The sequence below is a fragment of the Dyadobacter sp. Leaf189 genome, from assembly GCF_001424405.1.
Taxonomy (GTDB): domain Bacteria; phylum Bacteroidota; class Bacteroidia; order Cytophagales; family Spirosomataceae; genus Dyadobacter.
Map to the genome: position 1 here is coordinate 1,017,677 of NZ_LMPS01000001.1, position 25,520 is coordinate 1,043,196.

Annotated in this window: 21 protein-coding genes; 16 read left to right on the forward strand and 5 right to left on the reverse strand. The window is 47.4% G+C overall.

Features of this window, described 5'->3' with window-relative positions; genetic code table 11:
• Positions 1-10 precede the first annotated feature (10 nt).
• Positions 11-862, reverse strand: coding sequence for a cupin-like domain-containing protein (locus ASG33_RS04345; RefSeq protein WP_056280774.1), 852 nt, complete (start codon positions 860-862; stop codon positions 11-13).
• Positions 863-1,070: 208 nt separating this feature from the next.
• On the opposite strand from ASG33_RS04345, the gene ASG33_RS04350 reads away from it, so the two are divergent.
• The 7 genes from ASG33_RS04350 (at position 1,071) to ASG33_RS04380 (ending at position 7,719) form a co-directional block, all read left to right on the forward strand.
• The gene (locus ASG33_RS04350) at positions 1,071-1,880 is read left to right on the forward strand and encodes a helix-turn-helix domain-containing protein (protein ID WP_056280777.1); all 810 of its coding nucleotides are present in this window, start codon (positions 1,071-1,073) and stop codon (positions 1,878-1,880) included.
• 67 nt (positions 1,881-1,947) lie between these two features.
• Positions 1,948-2,334: a glyoxalase/bleomycin resistance/extradiol dioxygenase family protein gene (locus ASG33_RS04355; RefSeq protein ID WP_056280778.1), complete on the forward strand. Its 387-nt coding sequence runs from the start codon at positions 1,948-1,950 to the stop codon at positions 2,332-2,334.
• Between the two features lie 69 nt (positions 2,335-2,403).
• The gene (locus ASG33_RS04360) at positions 2,404-2,742 is read left to right on the forward strand and encodes a hypothetical protein (RefSeq protein ID WP_056280780.1); all 339 of its coding nucleotides are present in this window, start codon (positions 2,404-2,406) and stop codon (positions 2,740-2,742) included.
• A gap of 21 nt (positions 2,743-2,763) precedes the next feature.
• Positions 2,764-3,300, forward strand: coding sequence for a YceI family protein (locus tag ASG33_RS04365; RefSeq protein WP_056280782.1), 537 nt, complete (start codon positions 2,764-2,766; stop codon positions 3,298-3,300).
• Positions 3,301-3,431: 131 nt separating this feature from the next.
• Positions 3,432-5,699, forward strand: a complete 2,268-nt coding sequence (locus ASG33_RS04370) for a TonB-dependent receptor domain-containing protein (protein ID WP_082489082.1) — start codon at positions 3,432-3,434, stop codon at positions 5,697-5,699.
• A 30-nt stretch (positions 5,700-5,729) separates the two neighbouring features.
• Positions 5,730-7,124 (forward strand): HmuY family protein, encoded by a 1,395-nt coding sequence (locus ASG33_RS04375; RefSeq protein WP_056280784.1) that lies wholly within the window; start codon positions 5,730-5,732, stop codon positions 7,122-7,124.
• Positions 7,125-7,143: 19 nt separating this feature from the next.
• Positions 7,144-7,719: an HmuY family protein gene (locus ASG33_RS04380; RefSeq protein ID WP_082489083.1), complete on the forward strand. Its 576-nt coding sequence runs from the start codon at positions 7,144-7,146 to the stop codon at positions 7,717-7,719.
• On the opposite strand, the gene ASG33_RS04385 is transcribed toward ASG33_RS04380, so the two are convergent.
• Entirely contained in the window at positions 7,720-8,343 is a 624-nt protein-coding gene (locus ASG33_RS04385) for a YdeI family protein (protein WP_056280787.1), read from the reverse strand.
• A 19-nt stretch (positions 8,344-8,362) separates the two neighbouring features.
• Positions 8,363-8,956 (reverse strand): GNAT family N-acetyltransferase, encoded by a 594-nt coding sequence (locus ASG33_RS04390; RefSeq protein ID WP_056280789.1) that lies wholly within the window; start codon positions 8,954-8,956, stop codon positions 8,363-8,365.
• 315 nt (positions 8,957-9,271) lie between these two features.
• Here ASG33_RS04390 and ASG33_RS04395 point away from each other — a divergent pair, with 315 nt between their 5' ends.
• The 4 genes from ASG33_RS04395 (at position 9,272) to ASG33_RS04410 (ending at position 15,702) form a co-directional block, all read left to right on the forward strand.
• Positions 9,272-9,694, forward strand: a complete 423-nt coding sequence (locus ASG33_RS04395; RefSeq protein ID WP_056280790.1) for a hypothetical protein — start codon at positions 9,272-9,274, stop codon at positions 9,692-9,694.
• A gap of 162 nt (positions 9,695-9,856) precedes the next feature.
• Entirely contained in the window at positions 9,857-11,005 is a 1,149-nt protein-coding gene (locus ASG33_RS04400) for an efflux RND transporter periplasmic adaptor subunit (protein ID WP_056280792.1), read from the forward strand.
• Positions 11,006-11,035: 30 nt separating this feature from the next.
• The gene (locus ASG33_RS04405; RefSeq protein WP_056280794.1) at positions 11,036-14,191 is read left to right on the forward strand and encodes an efflux RND transporter permease subunit; all 3,156 of its coding nucleotides are present in this window, start codon (positions 11,036-11,038) and stop codon (positions 14,189-14,191) included.
• Between the two features lie 65 nt (positions 14,192-14,256).
• Positions 14,257-15,702 carry an efflux transporter outer membrane subunit gene (locus tag ASG33_RS04410; protein ID WP_056280795.1) on the forward strand — a complete coding sequence of 482 codons (1,446 nt, stop codon included), beginning with the start codon at positions 14,257-14,259 and terminating at the stop codon, positions 15,700-15,702.
• A 76-nt stretch (positions 15,703-15,778) separates the two neighbouring features.
• Here ASG33_RS04410 and ileS read toward each other — a convergent pair whose 3' ends face one another.
• Positions 15,779-19,225, reverse strand: a complete 3,447-nt coding sequence (ileS, locus tag ASG33_RS04415) for an isoleucine--tRNA ligase (RefSeq protein WP_056283248.1) — start codon at positions 19,223-19,225, stop codon at positions 15,779-15,781.
• Between the two features lie 177 nt (positions 19,226-19,402).
• On the opposite strand from ileS, the gene ASG33_RS04420 reads away from it, so the two are divergent.
• Complete coding sequence (locus tag ASG33_RS04420) at positions 19,403-20,569, forward strand: PepSY domain-containing protein (RefSeq protein WP_056280797.1); 1,167 nt, start codon at positions 19,403-19,405, stop codon at positions 20,567-20,569.
• Here the strand turns inward: ASG33_RS04420 and ASG33_RS04425 are convergent, their stop codons facing one another.
• Positions 20,570-21,385 carry a family 16 glycosylhydrolase gene (locus ASG33_RS04425; protein WP_056280800.1) on the reverse strand — a complete coding sequence of 272 codons (816 nt, stop codon included), beginning with the start codon at positions 21,383-21,385 and terminating at the stop codon, positions 20,570-20,572.
• Between the two features lie 142 nt (positions 21,386-21,527).
• On the opposite strand from ASG33_RS04425, the gene ASG33_RS04430 reads away from it, so the two are divergent.
• Genes ASG33_RS04430 through tnpA form a run of 4 tightly spaced genes read left to right on the forward strand, consistent with a single transcriptional unit; the run spans position 21,528 to position 25,073 of the window.
• The gene (locus ASG33_RS04430; RefSeq protein WP_056280802.1) at positions 21,528-22,541 is read left to right on the forward strand and encodes a bile acid:sodium symporter family protein; all 1,014 of its coding nucleotides are present in this window, start codon (positions 21,528-21,530) and stop codon (positions 22,539-22,541) included.
• 11 nt (positions 22,542-22,552) lie between these two features.
• Positions 22,553-23,182, forward strand: a complete 630-nt coding sequence (locus tag ASG33_RS04435) for a DUF4230 domain-containing protein (protein ID WP_056280804.1) — start codon at positions 22,553-22,555, stop codon at positions 23,180-23,182.
• A 23-nt stretch (positions 23,183-23,205) separates the two neighbouring features.
• A complete protein-coding gene (locus ASG33_RS04440) occupies positions 23,206-24,582 on the forward strand; it encodes a glutamine synthetase family protein (RefSeq protein ID WP_056280806.1) in 1,377 nt (458 codons plus the stop codon).
• Between the two features lie 29 nt (positions 24,583-24,611).
• Positions 24,612-25,073, forward strand: coding sequence for an IS200/IS605 family transposase (gene tnpA, locus ASG33_RS04445; protein ID WP_056280808.1), 462 nt, complete (start codon positions 24,612-24,614; stop codon positions 25,071-25,073).
• Positions 25,074-25,520 lie beyond the last annotated feature (447 nt).

Genomic DNA, 25,520 nt, shown 5'->3' on the forward strand with positions numbered 1-25,520 from the left:
CGGAACTGCCTTATGCTTGTCTTAGAACACTTTCAGCGTTTTCAACAGCCTTTTTCTCTTTCCAGTGCTGCCATTCAAGGCCCAGCAGCTTGGTCATACTTTTATCCACAAACGTGTGACGAACCAGGTTCATGCCGCCTTTCACAGCCGTGAAAATGGAGTTGTTGGCTCTTAATGCAAGACTGAAACCACCATCGACATAACGGATATAATGCCACCACAATGAAGGAATAAAGATCGTTTCGCCGTGGTACAATGTAGTTTCATGGCCCACTGCGCCTTTCAATGCAGGAAAACGCTCGTAGTCCGGATTAAGCGGATCTACTTTGCTCATTACCGTAAAAGGGTGGTGGTATAACCTGCGGCTTTCTTCCGGAGAAAACAGGATGATCTGCTTGCGTGTTTGGAACTGCGTCAGGAATACATTGGAGCAGTCCATATCGTAGTGCAGACTGGTAATGGATCCCTCACCTCCGAAGAATACAAACTTGTAAGATTTTAAGAATCCATCCATGATCGTCGGAAAACGGATATCGTTTGCCAGCTCAGGGATTTTTTTGAAAATATCAAAAAGGAAAATACGAAGGTCGGTTGGTCCCTTCTCGATCAACGAGAGATACTCACCAAACTTCATTGTTTTCGCAATCTGGAAATATTTATCTGCATCGTGAAGATGGTTGTCAACCAGGGGAACATCCAGATTACCGTGATTCTCTCTCAACCACTCAAATGTCCATTTCTGAACTGCCGGCCAATCTTTTGCCAAATCCGTAAAAACCACCGGCTTGCTTGGTTTCAGGTAATTTTCGATAAATTCCTCGCGTGTTAACCCACTACGCTTTTCTATTGGCACTAATTTCATACAGAAACTGAGTAAATAGGTAATCAATTAGACTATAATACTGTAAACTCAACGTTTTCAGCGGCCTTGCCGATACATTTTACCTTATCTTACGCCTGGTCAAATGTATTAAAGAGAATTCAAAAATATAAATTTCAATTCATTTAATAATCATATTCTTTATTCTATATAGAATTTATAGACTAATAAGATCAAAGGCCCGGCTTCCATGCATTACTACACCATTTTACCCCCTCCCGACCTTGCCGCCTATATCAGGTGTTTCTGGGTATTGGAACATGAAGTGAGTGCCTGCAAGCCCTATTTCCATAAAACAATGGCCGATGGTTGCGCCGAGCTGATCTTCCATTACCAGGGCAGATTTGACGAAATAGCACAATCCGGCAAGACAGCGCTTTCCTTCACATCCGGGTTAAGCGGACCTTCCTCACAGTTCCGCAGGTTTTGTATAGGCGAAAGTTTCGGGATATTCGGCGTGTACCTGTTTCCTTTTGCATTGCCGGGTTTATTCAAAATCCCTGCCTGCGAGCTGGTCAATGAAATGCCTGACCTGCAAACACTGCTTGGTAAAAAAGGGGAGGAGCTGGAAGAACAGATGATGCTCGCGGAAAACAACGAGGTGAGGGTTGCGATCATGTGCCGCTTCCTGCGGAGGTGTTTGCTTAAAAGCGCACAACCGGAACCTGCTGCTTTCGCGATGATCAACCAGGTAATTCAAAATAACGGACTTACCAGCGTGGCCGGGCTTGCGGCGCAGAACAATTTATCGATCCGGCAGCTTGAACGTAAGTTCAAAACATTTTCAGGTTTCAGCCCGAAGCTTTTTTCGCGCATTGTACGCTTTCATACCGCAATGAATGCATATGGAGACAGAAACAAATCGCTGACCGAAATCGCTTACGAAGCTGGCTATTATGATCAATCGCATTTCATCCACGAGTTCAAGGCATTTTCGGGAGAGCATCCGGGCAGCTATTTTTCAGGAAATTCAGAAGCGACAGAGTACCGCGACGTTTAATGTCGTGTTTTTCCAATTTCCTGTTTTAACACTGACCTAGTTTTGTCCCAAACATAAACCAATAATCATGAGCACTGTAAAAATTCCAAATGGCCACCAGGCGGTGATGCCTTATTTAATGCTGGACAAAGCCGTTCGTTTTCAGGATTTTGTCACCCAGGTTTTGGACGGCGAAGTTGTGTCAACCCATTTTCAGGAAGACGAGCCAACGCTGATCAAGCATGCAGAGGTGCGGATAGGAGAGAGTACCATTATGTTTTGCGACAGTCGCGGCGAGTGGCCTGCCCAGCCTGCTAACCTGTTTGTGTACGTTGAAAATGCAGATGAAACCTATGCGAAAGCGCTTGAATCGGGTGCCACGAGCATGATGGAACCAGCAGATCAGGATTATGGAAGAAGCTGCGGCGTAACAGATCCCTGCGGAAATGTGTGGTGGATTACTTCTGTGATCTGAGCGCGCATCTTTTGCCTTAAAGCTGTCTTTATCGCTATATTGAGCCGCGGTAAGACAGCTTCCTTTTTTATGATCAACTACGATAACAAAGTTTTTATACCACTTTCAAACACTGAAAACGGCGAGGTGGATTTGAGTATGCAGTTTGTTTACAAGCAAGCCGGCAACATCGTTACTTCCACGTACTCAGGCGGCAGAATAATCAGCGGGCACCTGATCGCATTGGTGGACGAAGCCGGTCACCTGGATATGCGCTACCACCAGGTGAATGACAAAGGCGAGATTACAACGGGCATCTGCAAATCAACTCCCGAGCAACTGCCGAACGGAAAATTGCGTATGCATGAAAAATGGCAGTGGACTTCCGGTGACCTCTCTTTCGGGGAATCGCTTCTGGAAGAATTATAATGCCTTAGACTTGCTTGTATCATGCGCGCTTTGAAGATCTGGTTACTTGTTTTGTTACTTACTGCATTGTTCACCAATCTGCATGCGCAGGCTTCCAGAATAGTATCCGGAAGCACAAAATTCAGTGTCAAATATATTCTCGGTACCTGCAACGGGACTTTTGCTGCTCCGACAGGAACAGCAGTTTTCAATGAAAAAAGCCCGGAGAATGCCGCATTTGACATTAAGATTGCGGCCAACACCTTTGATACAAAGAATAATTCCCGCGACAAGGATATGAAAAGCGAGAAGTATTTTCACGTTGAAAAGTATCCGGATATCCATTTCAAATCGTCCCGCGTCGGGAAAAAGGAGGGTGGCTATCTGGCTACCGGTACGCTTACAATCCGCGACGTTTCCAAAACAGTTACCCTGCCTTTTGAAGCAAAAAAGAATGCTGACGGCAGCTACAATCTTACCAGCACATTCGAGGTCAACCGGCTCGACTACAGACTCGGTGAAAAGGACTGGAAACTAAAAGATATTGTAACAGTCACATTACAGGCAGTCGCCAAATAAAGTAACTTCTTTAAAATGGCAGCTTCGTTCAGGAGCTGTAAATGCACCAGCTTAAATATTTTTCTCATTAATTGTATTTAGTCTAAATAATACATTTTATTTGTATTCATAATTAGTCTAAACAAGCTCCGATGAGATCAATCTTTACTGTCTTGTGCTTGCTGGTCAGCATCGCCAATACCTATGCGCAGGTGGGAAATGGCGTGATCGAGGGCAAACTGATCTTAAAAGACGGACTTCCGGCTTCATCTGTAAGCCTGTTTCTCAAAGGGACCAGCTACGGTACCCAGTCTGACAGTGCAGGTTTTTTCAGTTTGAAGGCACCGGCAGGCAGCTACCAGCTTGTGGTAAAAAGCATTGGGAAAGCGGAAAGAATGATCAAAGTGCAGATTGAAGCGGGGAAGACCATTCAGCTCTCTGACATACAATTAGCAGAAACTCCGCTTGCATTGATGGAAATGGTTGTGACAGGCCAGTCTGAACCTCAATCACTTAGGAATTCGGTTTACCAGGTTCGTACCATTGACAGCGAGCGGATCAGAATGCGCGGGGCTACCACTTTGCAGGCTGTTCTGAATACGGAGCTGGGAATCCGGTTTTCAAATGACCTTACCCTCGGTACCAGCGACATTCAGTTAATGGGCATGTCCGGACAAAATGTGAAGGTCCTGCTCGACGGGATTCCGATGGTGGACCGGGGCAGCACGCGTGAGAGTTTAGGCCAGATCGATATCAACAGCATCGAACGTATAGAGATCGTCGAAGGACCGATGTCGGTGATGTACGGGACCGACGCGCTGGCCGGGGTTATTAATCTTATTACCAAAAAGAACCACTCCGGTTCCAATATGATCGTAAGTGCGCGTTTGCAGGAAGAAACAGCCGGCAAAGAATACGATCCGCTTACGGAGAGGGGTGCTCACAATCAAAGTCTTGGACTGACCTGGCAGAGCCAGAACCTGCAATTTTCAGGCAATGTGACACGGAACAATTTTGGCGGCTGGCAGGGGAATGCGGTCGGGCGGGAAAAAGAATGGCTGCCTAAGGAGCAGATGCTTTATACGGCAGGAGCCAGGTATCAGGGCAGCAAATGGAATGTTTGGTACCGGTTCAATGGGGCTGATGAAACAATCCGGTATTTCGGAAGACGAAATGTTGAATTAACGGCTGTTGATAAAGATTATATCAGCAAACGCTGGTTTCATCAGGTACAATCTGAATATAAGGTAAGTGAAAAGCTCAACCTCAATGCGGTGATGTCTTACACCGATTATTCACGCAGGACACTCACTACCAACGTCGATGCAAATGACCGGCGCACTCTGTCGCTTGACGCAGGCGCTCAGGATAAGTCTGTATTCACGACCACATTCTTCCGGGGAACTGCTTTTTACAAGGTATCCCACGGATTTTCGGTGCTGGCCGGGGTTGATTTCTCAAACAATGCAAGTTCCGGGGCGAGAATTTCAGGTTCGCCGACTATCGGAGAATATGCTTTGTTTATAGCGCCGGAAGTGAAAATAGGAGAGGTACTCCGGCTTACTCCCGGATTGCGCTTTCTTCAAAATTCTGTCTACGACGCGCCGCCGGTTATTCCTTCGCTGAATGGAAAGCTGACGATTTCAAAAAACCTTGATTACCGTTTCGGTTACGCCCGCGGCTTCCGTTCTCCTGCACTCCGCGAGCTGTATTTTGATTTTGTAGATGCATCCCATCAAATCTTTGGAAATACAAACCTCAAAGCCGAATACTCCGACAGCTTTAATTCATTCCTGGTCTGGCAGGCTGCCAGCAAAGCGCATCTCCGCGTAACGTCAACAATAGGCGGTTTTTACAACATTTTTCACGACCAGATTGGCTTTGCCACTGACCCGAAGGATGCCAGCAAGACCACTTATCTCAACATCCATCTGTTTAAAACCACCGGCTTTACGATTGACAATAAACTATTTACCAAACACATTCAGGCAAGTATCGGAGCGAGTTATGTGGGAAGATACAACCAGTTTTCTGCCGATCCGGAGCTTTACGGTGAACTGCCGCAGTTTGAATGGTCGCCTGAAATCAATGCGAACCTGCTGTACACTTTTACCAAAATCCGTGCGGGGATCAACCTTTTTTACAAGTACACCGGCAAGCTCCCCAACTACGAGTCAGCTGATTTGATCAGCGTCAACCTGGCTGAAACGGCAGGCTATCACATGGCGGACATTACTATCAACAAAGCTTTCGGCAAATACGTGAACCTGCTCGGAGGCGTGAAAAACCTGCTCGGGGTAACCACACTCAACAATACCTCAACAGATACGGGCAACGCGCATAGCACCGGCGGGGCAGTGCCTATGTCTTATGGACGCTCGTGGTTTCTCGGATTGAATTTTCAGTGGTCAAAAAATTAACATATACCCTTTTACATAACTCCAACCAAAATGAAGAAAATAGTTAAGTCCCTGTTGCTGATCGCCTTTCTGGGAAGCTTTAATGCATGTAATGATGACGAGCCGCCACTTCCTGATAATGTAGCCGGTTTTGAAAGTGCTGAAAAAGGGTTTGAAGGAGAGGAGACCGAGATCAGGATCACGCTTTCGCGTGCCGTGGACGTAGTTACGCCGGTCACAGTTTCAGTTACGCCCACACAGCTTACGTATGGTAATGAATTTACGACCACTCCGGCCGAAGTCAACAATGCAATTTCCCTGTCGGTACCTGCCGGGCAGTCTGCGGTATCTTTTAAAGTGACCAAAAAAGCGGGCATTCTGCTGGACGGTGATGAGCATATTGCATTCAGGATCACCTCAGTAGGAGCACCTGCATTGGCAGGCACTGCTACCGATCTCAAACTTAGCTTCAAGGCAATTGTTTCCGAAGGTACCAGTATTCAGCTCAACGGGATTGCCGACGATGAACCGGGAAGCAGCGCGGCTAATGCTGTATTCCTCGATCTGAGCAGCAATACCCAAACCGCGGTGCTGCGCGACAGCTGGGATCTTGGTTTTTACAGCGGCACTGATTTCCGCGTGATCATCAATGGAACAAATGGCGCTTCTGCATTAATGGTTAACAAATCGGATATCAATGCAGTTACAGCCGGTGATTTTGTTGCGGATTCGCTGGCAGTTGGTCAGGGAAAGGGCAAGCTAACGCTGGTTGACGATGCCAAAGGCGATTTGACCAAAACTGTAATCAAAGAAATTTCAGCTACTGATGCGGACAATAAAGTGTACATCCTCAACCGAAAAGGCGGTACTGCGAACGTACTTCCCGCTGACCAACTCTACAAAATCCGCATTGTACGAAAAGGAACGGGCTATTCTGTCCAATATGCCAAATTGAATGAGACCACATTTAAAACGATTGATGTAAACAAGGACGCGACTTCCAACTTCGAATATGTATCTCTTGGAAAAGGCGCTGCGGTCGAAGTCGAGCCCGCGAAAGATAAATGGGATTTACGATGGGGATATAGCATGTACTATACCAACTTCGGCACCGGCCTGATTCCCTATGGATTTTCAGACCTGGTTTTCACAAACAAACATGCGAACGTAGAAGCTGCCGAGGTACTCACTGCCACTGCGACCTACGATGCATTTGCCGAAAGTAACCTCGCGGGAATTACCTTTTCCAAAGATGCTGACGCGATCGGTTCCAAATGGCGGGTAACTTCCGGCGGGCCTGAGGGCGTGAAAACAGATCGTTTTTACCTGATCAAAGACCCGGCAGGAAATATCTACAAACTCCGGTTTGTGAACTTCCATCCAAACGATGGCGGTGTGCGCGGAAAGCCGAAGCTGGAATACAAGCTGGTTAAAAAGGGAGCTTAATCAATTCAAATCGTTAGCTATGAAAATGCTTTTAATATCAATATCCATTCTTGTTTCTGTATTTCAAATGAAGGTAACAAAGCGGGCAGAGCCCATTGTTGCAGGTAATGCAGCAGCAATAGTGGTGGTCAAAGACCTTGACGCAAATGCTAAGCCTTACGTTTATTTCAGCTTTGCGAGCGGAAAAGATGTGCCCGCGAGCGAAGCCAAAACCAGGAACTGGGACATTGCTTTCAGTAAAACGACCATCGCTGTTAACGGAGGAACCAGCGGCCCGGGAGAAGGCGGCGCAATGGTGGTGGAAAAACCATTTACCTCATTGACCGAGGCTCCCAAAGAAGGTTACAAGTCCGACAGTGAGGCGGGATATGCAATACCCGGCGGCAGCGGTAATTCGTGGTACAAATACGATATGGGCGTGCACGCGATCCTGCCGATTGTCGGGAGGACGATCCTGCTGAAAACGGCTGAGGGTAAGTATGCCAAAATCGAGATTATCAGCTACTATAAAGGGGCGCCGGAAGAAGTACCGACAGAAGAGTCCAGTTACTATACTTTCAGGTATGTACTGGCTGATGCTAATGGTAAGTTCTAGCTATTTGCGCTCGTATTTCCAATTTCTTGATTTACCTTCCCCTATCCACTCAATAGCAGTTTCGACGCGCTTCATGCGCGTCGTTTCTGTTTTTGCCTCTTCCAGCCACATCACATATTCCTTTTTGCCGGACTGGCTGAATGCATTGAAGTAAGTTTTTGCCTGGGGGTTTTCTTCCAAAGCTTCCAGCAGGTAGTCAGGTATCACCAGCTCCTTTTTCTCTTTCACTACTCCGCCGGCATTTTTGATCTTGACACCTTTGTCAATCAGCTCCATTGCTTCTGTAACAAACCCGGTCAAATGCTCTTCCGCAGGCAAGCTTTCCAGGCTGGTAATGCGACCGAGATGTCCCATTGAAGTTTTTTCAGTATCAGAGGCAAGTAATCCGTTCGGATCGGACAGGCGGGTGGCGAGCCAGAAGCTGAATGCGCAATGCTGTTTAAAGGAAGCCATACTGCACAATATGCTCCCATTATATTCGAAATGGGGGAAGCTCCATTTCATGGTTTCTTTTACATCCGGGCAAGCCGCGTGCACAATGCTGCGCAGGTATTCCAGTATCGGGATTGCAAAAGGCGCAGACTTGACGATGTAGGCGTCGATGCGGGGATCTGTGTGGTTCATTCTTTTTAATGCGTGTTAGTTAATCCACCCAGCCCACCGCGAAAGCGGCAATCAATGCGATCACGAGCAGCGCGAGCAGCAGATAAAGTACTCTTTTCAGTACATTATTTTTCCGGGGTATATAAATGAATTTGTATTTGACCTCGTCGATATCCTCTATGGTTTCCACGTTTTTCATTCCTGCTTTTTCCAGGACGCGAACAGAAGCCGCATTGTCTACATTTACGAATGCGATCACATTGGCTGCGTGGAGGTGGTTTTTTGCAAAATGGATCAGGCCAGAGGCAATTTCAGTCGCAATTCCTTTGCCCCAATGTTCAAATCGTATCCGGTAACCGATCTCAATATCAGGTCCGCTTTTGTCCAGCTTCGCTACTCCGATGAGCTCGGCCGACTCGGGTATTTCAATCAGGTACCTGCCCAGGTAGGTGTCGGGCCCGTATTCGCCGACAATCGTCCGGAGCATTTCATCCGACTGAATGCGATTGAGCGCATAACCTGTCACAAACTTCATCACCGCGTCATTGTTGCTGAGCAGGTAGTACTTTTCACTATCCGCAGCAGTCAGTTTGGTAAGCACAAAACGCCCGATCCTGATTGGCCTCACATCCATAAAACGGCATTATTTTCAACGTCCGGACACCATTGCACAGGCTTGTTCAGGCACTTTTGGAACTTGGATAAGAAATTTTGTGGAATCATGAAAAGTTGATGAAAATTTTGGAGAAAACCAGTTTTAACATACTTTTTATTCTAAAACAAATTTGTTAACACTCATTAACAAGGATGAAAATTTGGTTTCTACATTTGAATTGTTACATTTGACCTATTACGTACTGATATTAACATTCCGTATTCATTGTTCCAATTAATCTTGAATTCATTATAAAAGTATGAATTTTTTAATGTACTGATTACAATCAGCATCATGATAAAAAGAGCTTTTGTATTGTTTTTCTGCCTTGCGCACTTCCTTGTTTCTCCTGTACTGGCGGAACAATCGGGCTCGGTGTGCAAACTGGAACTTGGTACCAGCAACTTCTCCATTCATATTGGTTTATCGGCCGAAGAAGACGATAACTTCGTCATTGAGGACGATACTTTGCCCAAAAATCAGGCAATTGTCAGGGCTGATGAGTTTGAATGGAAAGAGAGTTTAGCGGACCTGTTACGCCACCGGCATTCTACTTACAGGTTCATTACGATTGTTGCCCAGCAGGCTACCCTCGAATATCACATTACCCAGATCTCCAAGGTTGTCCGGGAGTCTGTTACATTGCCTTCCATTGCCAAAGGTACCCTTGTGCTACCTGGCTACTACGGTTTTCTTCACCGTCTCTGCCCGTTCTGACGTCTCTTTTCAGCTCCCTATAATTTCCGTTTGATACACAACGGACAGGATCACCGCGTGGCTTCCGGCCGCCTGGTCCTGTGATCATTTACTATGTGCCCTGCCGGGCGCCTGGCTATTTCTATTCACCCCAACCACATTACCACCATTTCAACTACTCTCATGAAAAATTTAAAATGGCCGCTTTTCCTGTTTATCAGCGCATTTGCATTTGGCTGTGCATCGAAAAGTGAAACCACTTCGGGAATGAGCGACAGCGTTCGGACCATTCCGGTAACCGAACTGAAACCACAGAAAACAGACCTGCACCGCGAATACGTCGGTGATATACACGCAGTCAGAAACGTTGAGATATATGCCCGCGTGAAGGGATACCTGGAAGAAGTATATGTTGACGAAGGCAAGGAAGTGAGAAAAGGACAGATACTTTTCCGGATTAACAATGAAGAATATGAAGCCCAGCTTGCCAAGGCAAAAGCGAATCTGCAGAGCGCCATCGCAGAAGCAAAAGGAGCTGAGCTGGAAATGAAGCGGGTTAAGGTATTGGTGGATAAAAACGTAGTCGCTAAATCTGAAATGGAAGTGGCAGAAGCCAAGCTGGCTGCTGCACATGCCCGGATTGAAGAGGCGCGTTCCGAAAAATCCAATGCATCAATCCAGCTGGCCAGGACCGAGATTAAAGCGCCTTTCGACGGGATTATTGACAGGATACCGCATAAAATGGGCAGCCTGATCGACGAAGGGACACTTTTGACCACGTTATCGGACACAAAGGCTGTTTTCGCCTATTTCAATGTATCTGAAAACGAATACCTCGAATATGTGCGTGCAAGAGGCGCTACCAACAAAGGCGCGATCGTTGAGCTCGAACTTGCCGACGGATCTTTCTTCAAACACAAAGGGACTATTGAAACAATGGAAGGTGCCTTTGATGAAGGTACAGGCTCCATTGCGTTCCGCGCGCGTTTTTCAAACCCCGACAAGCTTTTGAAGCACGGTTCGACAGGTACCATCAGGCTCACTAACACGGTTGAGAATGCAATCCTGATCCCTCAGAAAGCGGCATTTGAAATTCAGGATAAGAACTTTGTCTATGTTCTGGGGAAAGACAATAAAATCAAGACGCGAAGCTTCGTGCCGAAATCAAGGCTCGCAGGCTATTATGTTGTAAAGTCAGGACTGGAATCAGGTGAAACGATTGTGTGCGAAGGACTTCAGGGATTGAAGGACGGAGCGACGATCAATCCGAAAACCATTACAATGGACAGCCTCAAAACAGGGGCAAGCAAGATCGAGCTTACAGCCCGGTAGGATCTATTTGTTTCACCTGAATTAACAATCATGTTTCAAAAATTCATAGAGAGACCAGTGCTGTCACTGGTTATCTCCATTTTTATAACCCTCCTCGGGCTTTTAGCATTTACAAGCCTCCCCGTTTCGCAGTTTCCGGATATTGTGCCGCCTTCGGTGGTGGTAACTGCGACTTATACCGGTGCCAACTCCGAGGTTTGCGTGGATGCAGTAGCAGTACCGCTCGAAAAAGCGATCAACGGTGTGCCGGGCATGACTTACATGACCAGTGTATCCGGTAACGATGGTGTTACCACCATTACCATTTCATTTAATGTGGGAGTAGATCCCGACCTCGCTGCTGTAAACGTTCAGAATCGGGTACAAACTGTTATTGACGAGCTTCCCGAAGAAGTAATCAAGGCTGGTGTGACTACGGAGAAAGAGGTGAACAGTATGCTGATGTACCTGGACATTATGAGTTCAGATACATCCATTGCCGAGGATTTCGTGTACAACTTCGCCGATATCAACATTCTTAAAGAGCTGAAAAGGATTGACGGTGTGGGCCGTGCTCAGATTATGGGCAGCAAGGATTATTCGATGCGCGTTTGGCTCAAACCCGACCGGATGAACAGCTACAATGTGTCTGCTGATGAAGTCGTACAGGCGATCCGCGACCAGAACGTGGTTGCAGCTCCCGGGAAAACAGGTGTGGCGTCGGGTCGTGAGCAGCAGGTTTTACAGTATGTTTTAAAATATACCGGAAAGCTTTTCGAACCTGAGCAGTACGATAATATTGTACTGAGGTCAAATCCGGACGGTTCGATGCTGAAATTGAAGGATGTCGCCGACATTGAATTTGGTACGCTGGAATATGATATGGCCTCCAAATCCAATGGAAAACCGTCTGCTTCGATTATGATCAAGCAGCGGCCCGGCTCCAATGCGCAGGAGGTAATCCAGAACATTAAAGACAAGGTTGCCGAGCTGAAAACGACCACTTTCCCGCCGGGAATGGACTACTTTGTTTCGTACGACGTTTCGCGGTTCCTCGACGCTTCTATCCACGAGGTTGTACGCACACTGATCGAGGCATTTATCCTCGTAATCATCATCGTATACCTGTTTTTACAGGATTTCAGATCGACTATCATTCCTGCATTGGCAGTGCCTGTTGCACTGGTAGGTACCTTCGCTTTCATGCAGCTGTTCGGGTTTTCGATCAATTTGCTGACGCTGTTTGCATTGGTACTGGCAATCGGTATTGTGGTAGATAATGCCATTGTCGTCGTCGAGGCAGTGCATGCAAAAATGGCTGAAAAGCATCTGGATGCACGCGAGGCGACCATTGAATCCATGAAAGAAATGAGCGGCGCTATCATCGCGATTACACTGGTAATGTCTGCGGTGTTTGTCCCTGTTGCATTTATGTCAGGTCCTGTCGGCATATTTTACCGGCAGTTCTCCATTACGCTGGCTATTTCCATTGTTATATCGGGTATTAATGCGTTGACGCTTACTCCGGCACTTTGTGCATTGATGCTGAAAAACACGCACGGTCAGCCTTCGAAGAACACGCTTCTTGACCGCTTCTTCCGTGGTTTCAACAACGGTTATAATGGCATTTCAAACAAGTACCGTAACCTGCTTTCGGTAATTGTAGGCAGAAGAATGATCACGATCGGACTGCTGCTTGCATTTTGCATCGGTACCTACGGAATCAATACAATACTGCCGACCGGCTTTATCCCGACAGAAGATCAGGGTGTGATTAACGTGAATGTAACCACACCGGTGGCGGCTACTGTGGAGCGTACCGAGGCTGTTTTGGATGAAATTCAAAAAGTAGCACAGTCGCTTGAACCAGTAGAATCTGTGTCTTCACTTTCGGGATACAGTCTGATCACGGAATCAGCAGGTTCGTCTTACGGAATGGCAATGATCAACCTGAAACCCTGGGACCAGCGTACAGCTTCCGTTCAGGAGGTTATTGCGCAAATGGAGCAGAAAACGAAGCATATCACGGATGCAGACATTCAGTTTTTCCCGCCGCCGACCGTTCCTGGTTTTGGTAACTCAAGCGGATTTGAGTTGCGGGTCCAGGATCGTACGGGAAGCGACGACCTTCAAAAAACAGCTGAGATAACCAACCAGTTTGTGAAGGATTTGATGGCCGCGCCCGAGATCGCCAGTGCATTCAGCAGCTTTGATGCAAGCTTTCCTCAATATATGATCCACGTGGATGCGGACATTGCCTCTAAAAAGGGAGTGTCTGTGGATAAGGCGATGAGCACACTGCAGACGCTGATAGGAAGCCTTTATGCCTCCAACTTCATTCGTTTTGGTCAAATGTACAAGGTGATGGTGCAAGCCGATCCTAGTTTCCGTCGCAGTCCGGAAGATATCCTGAAACTATACGTCAAGAACAACCGGGGAGAAATGGTACCGTTCTCGACATTCATCCGCCTGGAAAGAGTTTACGGACCTGAGCTCCTGACGCGCTACAATATGTACACTTCGGCGATGATCAATGGAGACGCAGCGCCGGGATACAGTAGCGGCGATGCGATCAAAGCCGTGGAAAGAGTAGCAGCAACCAGCCTGCCGAAAGGATTTACATACGATTGGTCGGGTATGACGCGTGAAGAAATCCTTTCCGGGAATCAGGCGATTTACATTTTCGGTATCTGTCTGATCTTCGTTTACCTGCTGCTGGCTGCCCAGTACGAAAGCTTCCTGCTTCCATTGCCTGTAATACTTTCATTGCCTACGGGCGTTTTCGGTGCATTCCTGGCTTTGAAGTTGATGGGATTGGAAAACAACATTTACGCGCAGGTTTCGCTCGTCATGCTGATCGGTCTCCTAGGTAAAAACGCGATTCTGATCGTTGAGTACGCGATTATCAGGCAAAAAGAAGGGCGCTCCGTGATCGACGCAGTACTCGAAGGCGCCACCGAAAGGCTTCGTCCCATCCTGATGACCTCATTTGCATTTGTAGCCGGTTTGATCCCGCTCGTGGTAGCATCAGGTGCAGGGGCCATCGGTAACCGTTCCATTGGTACTGCCGCAGCAGGTGGTATGCTCATCGGTACGGTGTTCGGGGTCATTATTATCCCCGGATTGTACGTGCTCTTTGCAAGCATGGTCAAGCCCAAAAAGACTAAAAAGGTAAGTTCAGACCACGAGGAGCCGGTTCTTGGCTAACGAAAAACAGACGTCGGCAGCCGGCATTACGCTGGCTGCCTTTTCATACATTTTACAAAATATTAATGAAAACCTCCCATAGGCTACATTCCGTGTTGCTGATAGTCAGCACACTATTGATATTATCAGGATGCAAGCTCACCAAACCCGTAGAGCAGGCAGCCAAAATCGGCACGCCGCAGCACTTTGCCGACCAAACGGATTCTACTGGCATTGCGGCTATTCAATGGAAATCCTTTTTCAAAGACCAGCATCTGATCGCATTGATCGATACTGCATTGCAGGGCAACCTGGATCTGCAGATGGCATCTCAGCGCATTGAAATGGTGCGTACCAATATCCTGATCGCCCAGGGTGCGCTACTCCCTTCCGTTTCGGCAGAAGTGACGGGCGGCGGGCGGAAGTTCGGTGATTATACGATGGACGGAGTCGGTAACTATGATACCAATTTCTCGGGGAACATCGATGCAGACCGAAAAATCCCATTGCCTTTCCTGCCTGACTACTTTGTGGGACTGCGCAGTTCCTGGGAAATTGATATCTGGGGAAAATTACGTGCTCAGAAAAAGGCTGCCTATCACAGGCTGCTTTCCACAGAAAAGGCGCGCCACGCTATTGTTACAGGCTTAATAGCCCAAATCGCGAACTCCTACTATGAGCTTGTTGCACTCGATACCGAGCTGGATATTATCCGTAAGAACATCAACCTGCAACAAACTGCGGTGGAAACGGTGAAGATCCAGAAAGAAGCCGGCCGGGCCAATGAGCTGGGGGTACGTCAGCTTACGGCACAGCTTCTGAATACACAAAGTCTTGAATTTGAAGTGCAGCAAAAGATCATACAGGAAGAAAACAATCTGAACCTGCTGCTCGGCCGCTTTCCACAACCGATTGTGCGTGGCAATGCGCTGGATCAGGCTTTTCCTGCAACGATCAGCGCGGGTATCCCTGCTACAATGCTGAGAAGAAGGCCGGATATCCAGCAGGCACAACTCGACCTGCTCGCCAACTATTCAGAGCAGCAAGCCGCCCAGCTGGCTTTCTTACCCTCACTGAATATTACCGCATTCCTTGGTTTCAGTTCATTCAAGAGCAATTTGCTGTTCTCCCCGGGTTCGCTGGCTTACAGCGCATTGGGCGGACTGGCTGCGCCACTGGTTAACAGAAAGGCATTGAAAGCCGGACAAAGAAGGGCAGAAGCTGCGAGCAGGGAAGCCTTGCTGGCTTATAACAAGTCGGTGTTAACGGGCTTTCAGGAAGTAAGTACCAGCTTGAAAAAGATAGAGAATACGAGAAAAATCAGTGATTTGAAGCGACAGGAGGTAGAGGTGCTGCAACAATCCATTGTCACTTCAAAAGATCTTTTCCAAACCGGATATGCATCTTACCTGGAAGTGATCACAGCGCAAAGAAGTGCGCTGGAAGCCGAATTGAACCTTACCAATGTTCAAAAAGAGCAATTTCTTGCATTGATTGAGCTGTACCGCTCGCTAGGCGGGGGTTGGGAATAGTTGGTTAAAAAGTAAGGCTATCGATGCTGCCATCGATAGCCTTACTTTTTGTATTAAACTGATCTTATTACTACATTCACGAAGCAACTTCAATCTTGACCTTCAGCAGGAATTCATCCATTTCAATCTCGCTGGCTTCTCCGTTCAGGTCTCCAACCAAATTCAGGTCGAGTGCCTGTACTTCCTGGCAAATGTATTCCTTATTAGCAGTTACCGCGCTTGCCAGCAATGCATCGTTGTTTTGCAATGTAATGCGGATCTTGTCAGTGACTTCAAAACCGCTGTCTTTGCGCAGGTTTTGAACACGGTTTACGAAATCCCGCGCGATACCTTCCAAACGAAGTTCATCGGTTACGGTAATATCCAGTGCAACCGTGAGGCCGCCTTCGCTCGCTACCAGCCAGCCCGGCACATCTTCTGCTATAATTTCCACATCGGTCAATGCAATGTCGAGCGGGCCGCTTGCGCCTTGTAGCGTAATGCCGGAGTTGCTCTCGATCGTCTTGATCTCTGTCTCGTTCATCGCCGAAATCGCCGCAGCTACTTCCTTCATTTTTGGTCCGAATTTGGGACCAAGTGTTTTGAAGTTTGGCTTGATCTTCTTTTTCAGGATACCGCTGTCATCGTGCACAAACTCGATGGTTTTTACATTCACTTCCGTGAGGATAATGCCCGATACCTGCTCAATCTGGCTCTTTGTCTTTTCACTCAAAACAGGAATCAGTATTTTCGAAAGCGGCTGACGAACTTTCAGCTTATGTCCTTTCCGGATGGAATGCACCAGTGAGCTGATCCGCTGCGCAAGCTCCATTGATTCTTCCAGGTCGGCATCCACATATTCCGTCTCGATCTTGGGCCAGTAAGTCAGGTGAACTGAATCATACTTGTAAGCAGAATCGTGCTGCACTGCAAGTTCGCGGTCTCCGTCCGTCAGGCTTTTGTACAACCATTCTCCAAAGAATGGGGCAATTGGTGACATTAACTGCGAAACAGTGACCAAACAATGCTGCAAAGTCTCGTAAGCAGCCAGCTTGTCGTCGGTAAGGCCCGTACCTTGTTCCTGCGATGGATTCCAGAAGCGGCGACGGTTTAGACGGATATACCAGTTGGACAGCTGATCTGTTACAAAATCCTGCACCAGACGCCCCGCTTTTGTCGGGTTATAATCATCAAACTGCGCGCCTACTTCTTTGATCAGCGTATTCAGTTTGGATAAAATCCAGCGGTCTAGCTCCGTTCTTTTCTCAATCGGAACAGAATTAGCCTCATGGAACTCATATCCGTCCAGGTTGGCATACAATGCAAAGAAGTTGTAGGTATTGACCAGCGTTCCGAAGAATTTCCGCTGTACCTCGCCAATTCCATCGATATTGAATTTCAGGTTATCCCAGGGCTCTGCATTGGTAATCATGTACCAGCGCGTCGCGTCAGGACCATATTGAGCCAGCGTCGAGAATGGATCAACTGCATTTCCGAGGCGCTTGGACATTTTATTTCCATTTTTGTCCAAAACCAAACCTGTCGAAACCACATTCTTGAATGCAACAGAATCGAAGAGCATTACAGCAATCGCGTGCAGGGTAAAGAACCAGCCGCGTGTCTGGTCCACACCTTCTGAGATAAAGTCGGCAGGATAGCTCTTGTCGAATATCTCCTGATTGTCAAAGGGATAATGCCACTGCGCATAAGGCATCGCACCTGAATCAAACCAAACATCAATCAGATCCGGCTCGCGGTGCATGACGTGGCCTTGCTTCGAAACCAGTACCACATTGTCCACATACGGTCTGTGCAAATCAGCCTCGCCGTTTTCCAGTTTCAGCAGGTATTCGGAGTTATGCCACGCTTGTTCTTTGGTCAAATGGCCTGAAATGGCTGCTTCTTCCAGCAGATCTTTCAACTCTGCTACTGATCCCACGCACACTTCATCGCCGTAATCGTTCCGCCAGATCGGCAGGGGAGTACCCCAGTACCGGGAGCGCGACAGGTTCCAGTCAACCAGGTTTTCGAGCCAGTTACCAAAGCGGCCGGTACCGGTGCTTTCAGGTTTCCAGTTGATCGTTTTATTGAGTTCAACCAAACGGTCTTTCAATGCCGTTGTACGGATGAACCAGCTATCGAGCGGGTAGTAGAGCACGGGTTTGTCAGTCCGCCAGCAATGCGGATAAGGGTGCTCGTACTTCTCCACTTTGAATGCTTTTCCTTCTTCTTTGAGCCTGATCGCGATCAACACGTCAGTAGCCCTGAACTCAGGATCATTCTGCTCTTCTTCGGAGTAATATTCAGGCTTGACAAAACGGCCAGCGTAATCTGTAATTTCTTTAACAAAACGGCCTGTACGATCTACAATAGGTACTTCCTTGCCATTTTCATCCTTTACCATGATCGCCGGAATTCCATTGGCCTGCGCCACCCGGAAGTCGTCAGCACCGAAAGTAGGTGAGGTATGTACTACACCAGTACCATCTTCGGTAGTCACAAAATCGCCCAGGATCACGCGGAATGCTGGTTTATCATTTGGGCCGACGGTTGGCTGGATGTACGGCATTAATTGTTCGTACTCAATGCCTTCGAGGTCTTTTCCTTTGAATTCTTTCAGGATAGTCCACGGAAGTTGCTTTTTGTCACTGGCTGCGTATCCTTCGAAATCACCGTTCTGACTTTTTTCGCTGAAATATTTTCCAATCAAATCCTTCGCAAGCACCACTGTCGCAGGCTCGTGGGTGTATGGATTGAAGGTTTTTACCAAAACATAGGTAATGTTACCGCCCACAGTCAATGCAGAGTTCGCTGGTAATGTCCAGGGTGTGGTGGTCCATGCGAGGATCCGGATATCCTGGTCAGCCGCGTCGGCGAATACCGGCCACTTACCGGCCTCTTTCACCTTGAACATCGCCACAATGGTGGTATCCTTTACATCCTTATAAGTACCCGGCATGTTCAGCTCATGCGAAGAAAGGCCTGTGCCAGCTGCGGGTGAATAAGGTTGAATGGTGTAACCTTTGTAAAGCAAGCCTTTGTCATACAGCTTTTTGAGCAAATTCCAGAGGCTCTCGATGTACTCGCTTTTATAGGTAATATAAGGATCGTCCAGATCCACCCAGTAGCCCATCTTTTCAGTCAGATCATTCCATTGATCTGTGAACTTCATGACCGTCTGGCGGCATCTTTCATTATATTCTTCAACAGAAATCGTTTTTCCGATATCTTCTTTGGTAATCCCAAGCTCCTTTTCGACTTGTAATTCGACAGGCAAACCGTGAGTATCCCAGCCGCCTTTGCGTTTTACCTGAAATCCCTGCAATGTTTTGTACCGGCAAAAAATATCCTTGATCGCCCGCGCCATGACGTGGTGAATGCCCGGCGTTCCATTCGCGGAAGGCGGTCCTTCAAAAAAAGTAAAAGTAGGTGCGCCTTCGCGGGTGTTTACAGACGCTTCGAAGATCTCCCGGTCTTTCCAGAATTTCAGTACTTCGTCACCGATTTGCGGATAACTCAGATTTTTATATTCGTTGTATTTCATATAAGCTGTTAGCGTCCGGCCGCGGCCCTGGCTGTTCAAGTAAATGGCATTATAATAACCCTCTACGGATTTTAAGAGTGCAAAATTACTACTTTTTTTCTGCTAAAAGGATGCTGCATTTGGAATGAAACCTTACATTCGTATCTTGATTCAGTCTAATTAAGATCGCAGGCTTCCATGAAAAAACTGTTAGGCAAACTTCACCTTTACCTGGGCCTTGTTTCGGGGGCGCTTGTTTTTGTGATTTCGGTTACGGGATGCATTCTTGCATTTGAGCAGGAAATCAAGAGTTTTACCCAGCCTTACATGTTTATTGACTTGCCGAAGCAGGGCAAGCTGCTATCTCCTTCGGTGCTGGCGGCTGAGGCCGAAAAGTTTCTTCCCGGCAAGAAGGCAAATGGCGTGCTTTATGATGTTCCTGGAAGAAATGCGCAGGTAGGCTTCTACAATCTGGATCCTGAATATTATTATGTCGTTTATCTCAACCCTTTTACCGGAAAAGTAGCGAAGGTTTGGAATGAAGACGGTGACTTTTTCCACTTTATACTTCACGGGCATTACTATTTGTGGCTGCCCGAAAAAATCGGCCAGCCTGTTGTGGCATCGGCTACTTTGGTCTTTTTCGTGATGATGATCACCGGACTGGTGCTTTGGTGGCCCAAAAACAAGGCGGCTTCAAAGCAACGGTTTTCTGTTAAATGGAATGCGGCCTGGCGCCGGAAAAACTACGATCTGCACAATGTGCTGGGTTTTTACATTATGTCAATCGGCGTGATCCTTTCATTGACCGGGCTGGTCTGGGGGTTCCAATGGTTTTCTCAGGCAGTTTACACCGCTACGGGTGGCGAAGGTTCTGATGTTTACTATAACCCTGCTTCCGATACACTTGCAGTTTCCAGGGTAGGCGCGCCAGTGCAGGCTGTGGACCATGCCTGGAACAGGCTGCGGGCACAATATCCCAAATACTCCAGCCTGAACATTTCGATTCCGCACCTGAGGTCGGAGTCCATTTTCTCTTATGTGAATTTCCGCGAGGGTACTTATTATAATGTGGATTACCATTATTTTGACCAGCATACCCTGAAAGAAATCAAAGCGACAGGGCCTTATTCAGGCAACTATAAAGATGCCAATTTCGGGGAAACACTGCGCCGGATGAACTACGATATCCACGTAGGCGCCATTTTGGGGCTGCCGGGCAAAATACTGGTGTTCTTCGCGAGCCTGATCTGTGCATCGCTGCCGGTCACCGGATTTCTGATCTGGTGGGGCAGAAGAAATAAGGCTCCGAAACCTGTGAAACGGAGCCTGAAAAGGATTAAGCCCGACCTGGTAAGCAGGTAATTACTTCTGCTGATAAACCCGCACATAGTCAATCTCGTACCTGGCAGGGAACTCTGTGCCTGCGGGATCGCCTCCATTGTCACCTCCGATCGCCATTCCGACCAGAATATAATGCGGCTGATGAAAAGGTGAAACCTGCTTATTGGCGAGGTTCATTTTCGGGTCGGTATCCTGAGAAGCCAGCAATATGTCGTCAACATACAGCTTGATCGATTTTTCGTCCCAGTCCATTCGCCAGGTGTGGAATTTGTTTGACCAATCAGGATCATTGAATTCCTTCACAGGCTTCCTGACAGAGTTCCAAACGGGCTTGTACCTTTCTTTGGAGCCCCACGCAATGTTTGCCAGCAACATACCGCGGTAATATTCCATGATATCGATCTCGCCATTGTCAGGCCACTCGCCAGTTGTTCCGAGTGTCCAGAAAGCGGGCCACAAACCGGCTCTGGTGTCTATTTTGGCACGCATTTCAAATCTCCCGTACTGAAAGCTTTGCTTGCCCCGGGTAATCAGACTGGCGGAGGTATATTCAGAAACTTCGCGGCTTTCGTTCCATTTCTTGCTTCCTGCCTTGTAAGCCGGATTTTTCACCTGTTCTTTTTTGGCCTCAATGATCAGGTAACCGCCTTTACAATAAGCATTCTGCGCCTGGTAGAATTGCAGCTCGTGGTTTCTCACAAACCCTTCTTCCGCTTTCCAGTTTTTGTCGTCTGGCGCGCCTTCACTGTCAAATTCATCGGCCCAGACCAGCTTCCATTGGGCAAAACAAGGAGCGGCTAACAAGAGGAAAATAGCGCTGAGAAGTATATTTTTCATATTTGGATTGAGTTTGGAACCAGTATTGCTGGTTTGGGCGTAAATCTAATAAGCAGAAGCGGGATTTTGTTTAATCAACTTTTATCCTTCTTTTGCGGGCAGCGCAGGAAGTCCGGAGAAATCCGGAGATGAATAACCAACTATGAGTAAAATACTTTCAACAGCTAAAAAGGCGGGATTAGATGGTTTCATGCTCGCATTGCTCAGCATGATATTCCTTGCCTGGCTCTGGCCGGCGCCGGGGATGAAAGATAGTCCGGTACCACTTTCGGATATCTCCACGTATGCAGTCTCCATTATTTTCTTTTTTTACGGACTCAGGTTAAGTCCCGACAAGCTGAGGGAGGGGCTGACGAACTGGCGGCTGCATATCATGGTGCATTTATCCACTTTTGTCCTTTTTCCATTAGTTGCACTGGCGTGTCGCCCGTTGTTCGCAAGTGACGAAAGCCGCACGCTCTGGCTGGGTATCTTCTTTCTTACTTCCCTGCCTTCTACGGTTTCGTCTTCTGTGGTAATGGTTTCCATTGCAAGAGGAAATATTCCCGCGGCAATTTTCAATGCAAGTATTTCAAGTCTGATCGGTGTTTTTGTCACCCCGCTCTGGATGGGAATGGTAATGGATACCGGCCCTGGACATTTTGATCTGTTTTCGGTAGTAGGAAAGCTCGCATTGCAAGTATTATTACCGGTATTCGCGGGTATCCTGCTTAACAAACGATGGGGACATTTTGCCGAAAAGAACAAAACATACATTCGTTATTTCGACCAGTCCTCTATTTTGCTAATCGTGTACACTTCATTTTGCGAATCTTTCGGGGAACACCTGTTTAGTTCGCTTGGATTGAAAGAAATCGTATTTTTAGGAATGGGAATGCTGGCGCTGTTCTTCGCGATCTATTTCCTGCTGACATTCATCAGTAGTCTGCTGAGGTTTAACCGGGAAGACAGGGTTACTGCTGTTTTTTGCGGGTCAAAAAAGTCGCTGGTACAAGGCGCGGTAATGTCCAAAGTGCTGTTTGCGGGTCCTCAGGCCGGTATTATGCTGCTCCCGATCATGATCTATCATGCATTGCAGCTGATCGCCGCCAGCATTATCGCTCAAAAAATGGCGAAAGAAGCTGAGGATCAGGACAGGTTAGAAGTTTCGAGATAAAACAGAATTCAATGCGATTGTTATCCTGGGTAGTGCGTTTGTTGGTTTTGGTCCTGCTGATAGCCGGAATTCAATCGTTGTGGTCCAATTTCCGCTCCGGTAACTGGGCACCTGACTGGTTTGGGTTTGGAATGGAAGATCAAACAGAGACTACGCACACGATTGTTTTGCAGGAGATCAGCGCAATGGGAAAGCTGGAACTGGTGAAGTATAACTTCAAAGATGTGGTCGAGCGGGAGGTAGTGAAAACCTGGCTTCCGAATGCAAAAGCAGTATTAATCGTGCAGGGGGAGGCAATTGGTTGCATAGACCTGACGCAGGTGGAGATCGCGGATATTTCTTCCGAAGACGAAACGCTGGTCGTCAATATGCCGGAACCTGAACTTTGTGTTTTCAAGATCGACCATAGCAAATCCAAAATCTACAATACCGAATTTGCATTCAGTGAAGAGGGGAAGCTGGTGGAAGAAGCATATAAGGAAGCCGAGAAACAGATCCTGAAATCGGCGCAGGATATGGGTATTTTGGAGCAAACCAAAGAAAATGCCCGCAAGATACTGACCCCGGTTCTTGAAAAGGCTTCTGGAAAAAAGGTAGTATTGAAATTTCCAATGAATGTCAAGATTGATAAATTACGCTAGCTGATTCCCTTAACCCCTTTTCAATGGAAAAACGAGGATTTCTTACAATAGAAGAACTGAGGAAAAGAATTGGTGAGGGCTTGATAGAGACGGTTATAGTTGGTTTTACAGACCATTATGGGCGGTTAATGGGAAAGCGCGTCGACGCGGAGTATTTCCTGGACTCCATGCTGGAAGACGGTACCCACGCCTGCAATTACCTGCTTACCACAGACGTGGCCATGGAGCCGGTGCCGGGTTATCAGTATGCCAATTGGGAGCTGGGTTATGGCGATTTTCACCTCGTACCCGATTTCAATACCCTGCGCATCGCCGACTGGCTGGAAAAAACTGCGCTGGTAATCTGTGACGTGTACAATGAAAAGTCCCACATTCCTGAATCAATAGCACCGAGATCCGTTCTCAAAAAACAGCTGGACCAGCTCGCAGGAGACGGAATGCAGTGTTTCGCGGCTTCCGAGCTCGAATATTATCTGTTGGAAAATACTTATAAACAAGCTTTTCAGCAGGGTTATCAGAACCTGTCGCCAGCGGGGTATTACCTGGAAGACTATCATATTTTGCAGGGAACACGGAATGAAAAATTCACTTCAGTTGTAAGAAGGCACCTTAAAAATTCGGGCATTCCGGTGGAAACCTCCAAAGGAGAGTGGGGTCTCGGCCAGCACGAACTGAATGTGAAATATGCGGATGTACTTTCCATGGCCGACAACCACGTGGTATATAAGCAATGCATGAAGGAAGTCGCTGATGCAATGGGGCTTTCGGTAACGTTCATGGCCAAATTTGCAACAGACCAGGCCGGATCTAGCAGCCATATTCACATGAGTTTGTGGCAGGATGGAGAGAATGCATTTGCAGGAGATCAGGAGTTTGGCCCGGTAAAAGGATCTGACTTGTTCCGCTGGTTTCTCGGCGGCTGGATAAAGCACGTACCGGATGTGATGCCATTTTACGCACCAACAATCAATTCATATAAACGTTTTGTAGACGGATCCTGGGCGCCGACGCGCCTGGCTTGGAGCTATGATAACCGGACAGCCGGGTTCAGAGTGGTAGGGAGCGGGAAGAGTTTGCGTATCGAGTGCCGCATTCCGGGTGCCGATTGCAATCCTTATCTGGCATTCGCCGCCTCTCTGGCTTCGGGCTTGGCCGGGATCAAAAACAAGGTAGAGCCACCGGAGTGTTTTGTCGGCGATATTTATGCTGCTGCGCATTTACCGCGGGTACCCTATACTTTGGCAGAAGCAGTAAATATGTTCGAGCACAGCGAATTTGCCAAAAATGCTTTCGGACAAGAAGTAGTGGCACATTACACGCATTTCTTTCGCACGGAACAAAGAGCATACGATACTTCGGTCACAGACTGGGAACGAAAGCGCTACTTCGAGCAGATATAGTTTTCGATATTTAACACACACTTCATTTAATGGCAGATACCTTTTCACAGATTTACCTGCATTTTGTTTTTAGCGTTAAAAACAGGCAGAGCTTAATACCCCAGGAACATAAGGAAGAGTTGCACAAATACCTGACGGGACTGGTACAGAGTCGTAAGGCAAAAATGCTGGCTGTGCATTGTATGCCTGATCACGTGCATATTTTTGTAGGTTTCAAGCCAGTGATTTCCATCTCTGACTTTGTGAAAGAAATCAAGGTAGAGAGCAACGAGTTTATCAACGCGAAAGGCTGGTCAAAGTTTAAGTTTGCGTGGCAGGAAGGCTTTGGTGTTTTTTCGTATTCCCATTCACATATAGATTCGGTAGTGAAGTATATTTTGAACCAGGAGGAACATCATCGTGAAAAGCCTTTCCAGGAGGAGTACAAGGCATTTTTAGAAAAGTTTCAGATCTCGTTTAAGAGCGAGTATTTGTTTGAATTTTTTGATTGAATACCAAGTTCAGTTTTCCGCATACATGCAAATCAATTGATCCGTAAATTGAGTAAACGATGTTGCGTGGATAATGAAAAGGTGCAGAAGTGTTCTTTTATCAATAAACAAGATGCTCCCCGGTGCATTCTCAGCCCCAGCGGGGCTTCCTGTTTATAGAAAACGGTAGTCCGGTTGATGTTTGGGCTCCCGCGGAGCCTCCTAACATATCGAATGCAAGATAGACAGGAGGCTCCGCAGGAGCCTAGGGCTTGATTGTCACGGGGGGCTTTTCTATAAACAGGGGGCTCCCTCTGGAGCCTCTTATGACTTGTAGCGGAACATTTTATAAACAGGGGCCTCCTCTGGAGTCTTATTCGACTTTTGGAGGAATGTTTCTGTAAGCCCGGTGCTCCACGAGCACTTGCAGCCCCAGCGGGGCTTCCTGTTTATAGAAGGCAGATTTGC

Coding starts and splice junctions, on each gene's coding strand:
- ASG33_RS04345 (WP_056280774.1), bottom strand. CDS start 862: ATGAAATTAGTGCCAATAGAAAAGCGTAGTGGGTTAACACGCGAGGAA.
- ASG33_RS04350 (WP_056280777.1), top strand. CDS start 1,071: ATGCATTACTACACCATTTTACCCCCTCCCGACCTTGCCGCCTATATC.
- ASG33_RS04355 (WP_056280778.1), top strand. CDS start 1,948: ATGAGCACTGTAAAAATTCCAAATGGCCACCAGGCGGTGATGCCTTAT.
- ASG33_RS04360 (WP_056280780.1), top strand. CDS start 2,404: ATGATCAACTACGATAACAAAGTTTTTATACCACTTTCAAACACTGAA.
- ASG33_RS04365 (WP_056280782.1), top strand. CDS start 2,764: ATGCGCGCTTTGAAGATCTGGTTACTTGTTTTGTTACTTACTGCATTG.
- ASG33_RS04370 (WP_082489082.1), top strand. CDS start 3,432: ATGAGATCAATCTTTACTGTCTTGTGCTTGCTGGTCAGCATCGCCAAT.
- ASG33_RS04375 (WP_056280784.1), top strand. CDS start 5,730: ATGAAGAAAATAGTTAAGTCCCTGTTGCTGATCGCCTTTCTGGGAAGC.
- ASG33_RS04380 (WP_082489083.1), top strand. CDS start 7,144: ATGAAAATGCTTTTAATATCAATATCCATTCTTGTTTCTGTATTTCAA.
- ASG33_RS04385 (WP_056280787.1), bottom strand. CDS start 8,343: ATGAACCACACAGATCCCCGCATCGACGCCTACATCGTCAAGTCTGCG.
- ASG33_RS04390 (WP_056280789.1), bottom strand. CDS start 8,956: ATGGATGTGAGGCCAATCAGGATCGGGCGTTTTGTGCTTACCAAACTG.
- ASG33_RS04395 (WP_056280790.1), top strand. CDS start 9,272: ATGATAAAAAGAGCTTTTGTATTGTTTTTCTGCCTTGCGCACTTCCTT.
- ASG33_RS04400 (WP_056280792.1), top strand. CDS start 9,857: ATGAAAAATTTAAAATGGCCGCTTTTCCTGTTTATCAGCGCATTTGCA.
- ASG33_RS04405 (WP_056280794.1), top strand. CDS start 11,036: ATGTTTCAAAAATTCATAGAGAGACCAGTGCTGTCACTGGTTATCTCC.
- ASG33_RS04410 (WP_056280795.1), top strand. CDS start 14,257: ATGAAAACCTCCCATAGGCTACATTCCGTGTTGCTGATAGTCAGCACA.
- ileS (WP_056283248.1), bottom strand. CDS start 19,225: ATGAAATACAACGAATATAAAAATCTGAGTTATCCGCAAATCGGTGAC.
- ASG33_RS04420 (WP_056280797.1), top strand. CDS start 19,403: ATGAAAAAACTGTTAGGCAAACTTCACCTTTACCTGGGCCTTGTTTCG.
- ASG33_RS04425 (WP_056280800.1), bottom strand. CDS start 21,385: ATGAAAAATATACTTCTCAGCGCTATTTTCCTCTTGTTAGCCGCTCCT.
- ASG33_RS04430 (WP_056280802.1), top strand. CDS start 21,528: ATGAGTAAAATACTTTCAACAGCTAAAAAGGCGGGATTAGATGGTTTC.
- ASG33_RS04435 (WP_056280804.1), top strand. CDS start 22,553: ATGCGATTGTTATCCTGGGTAGTGCGTTTGTTGGTTTTGGTCCTGCTG.
- ASG33_RS04440 (WP_056280806.1), top strand. CDS start 23,206: ATGGAAAAACGAGGATTTCTTACAATAGAAGAACTGAGGAAAAGAATT.
- tnpA (WP_056280808.1), top strand. CDS start 24,612: ATGGCAGATACCTTTTCACAGATTTACCTGCATTTTGTTTTTAGCGTT.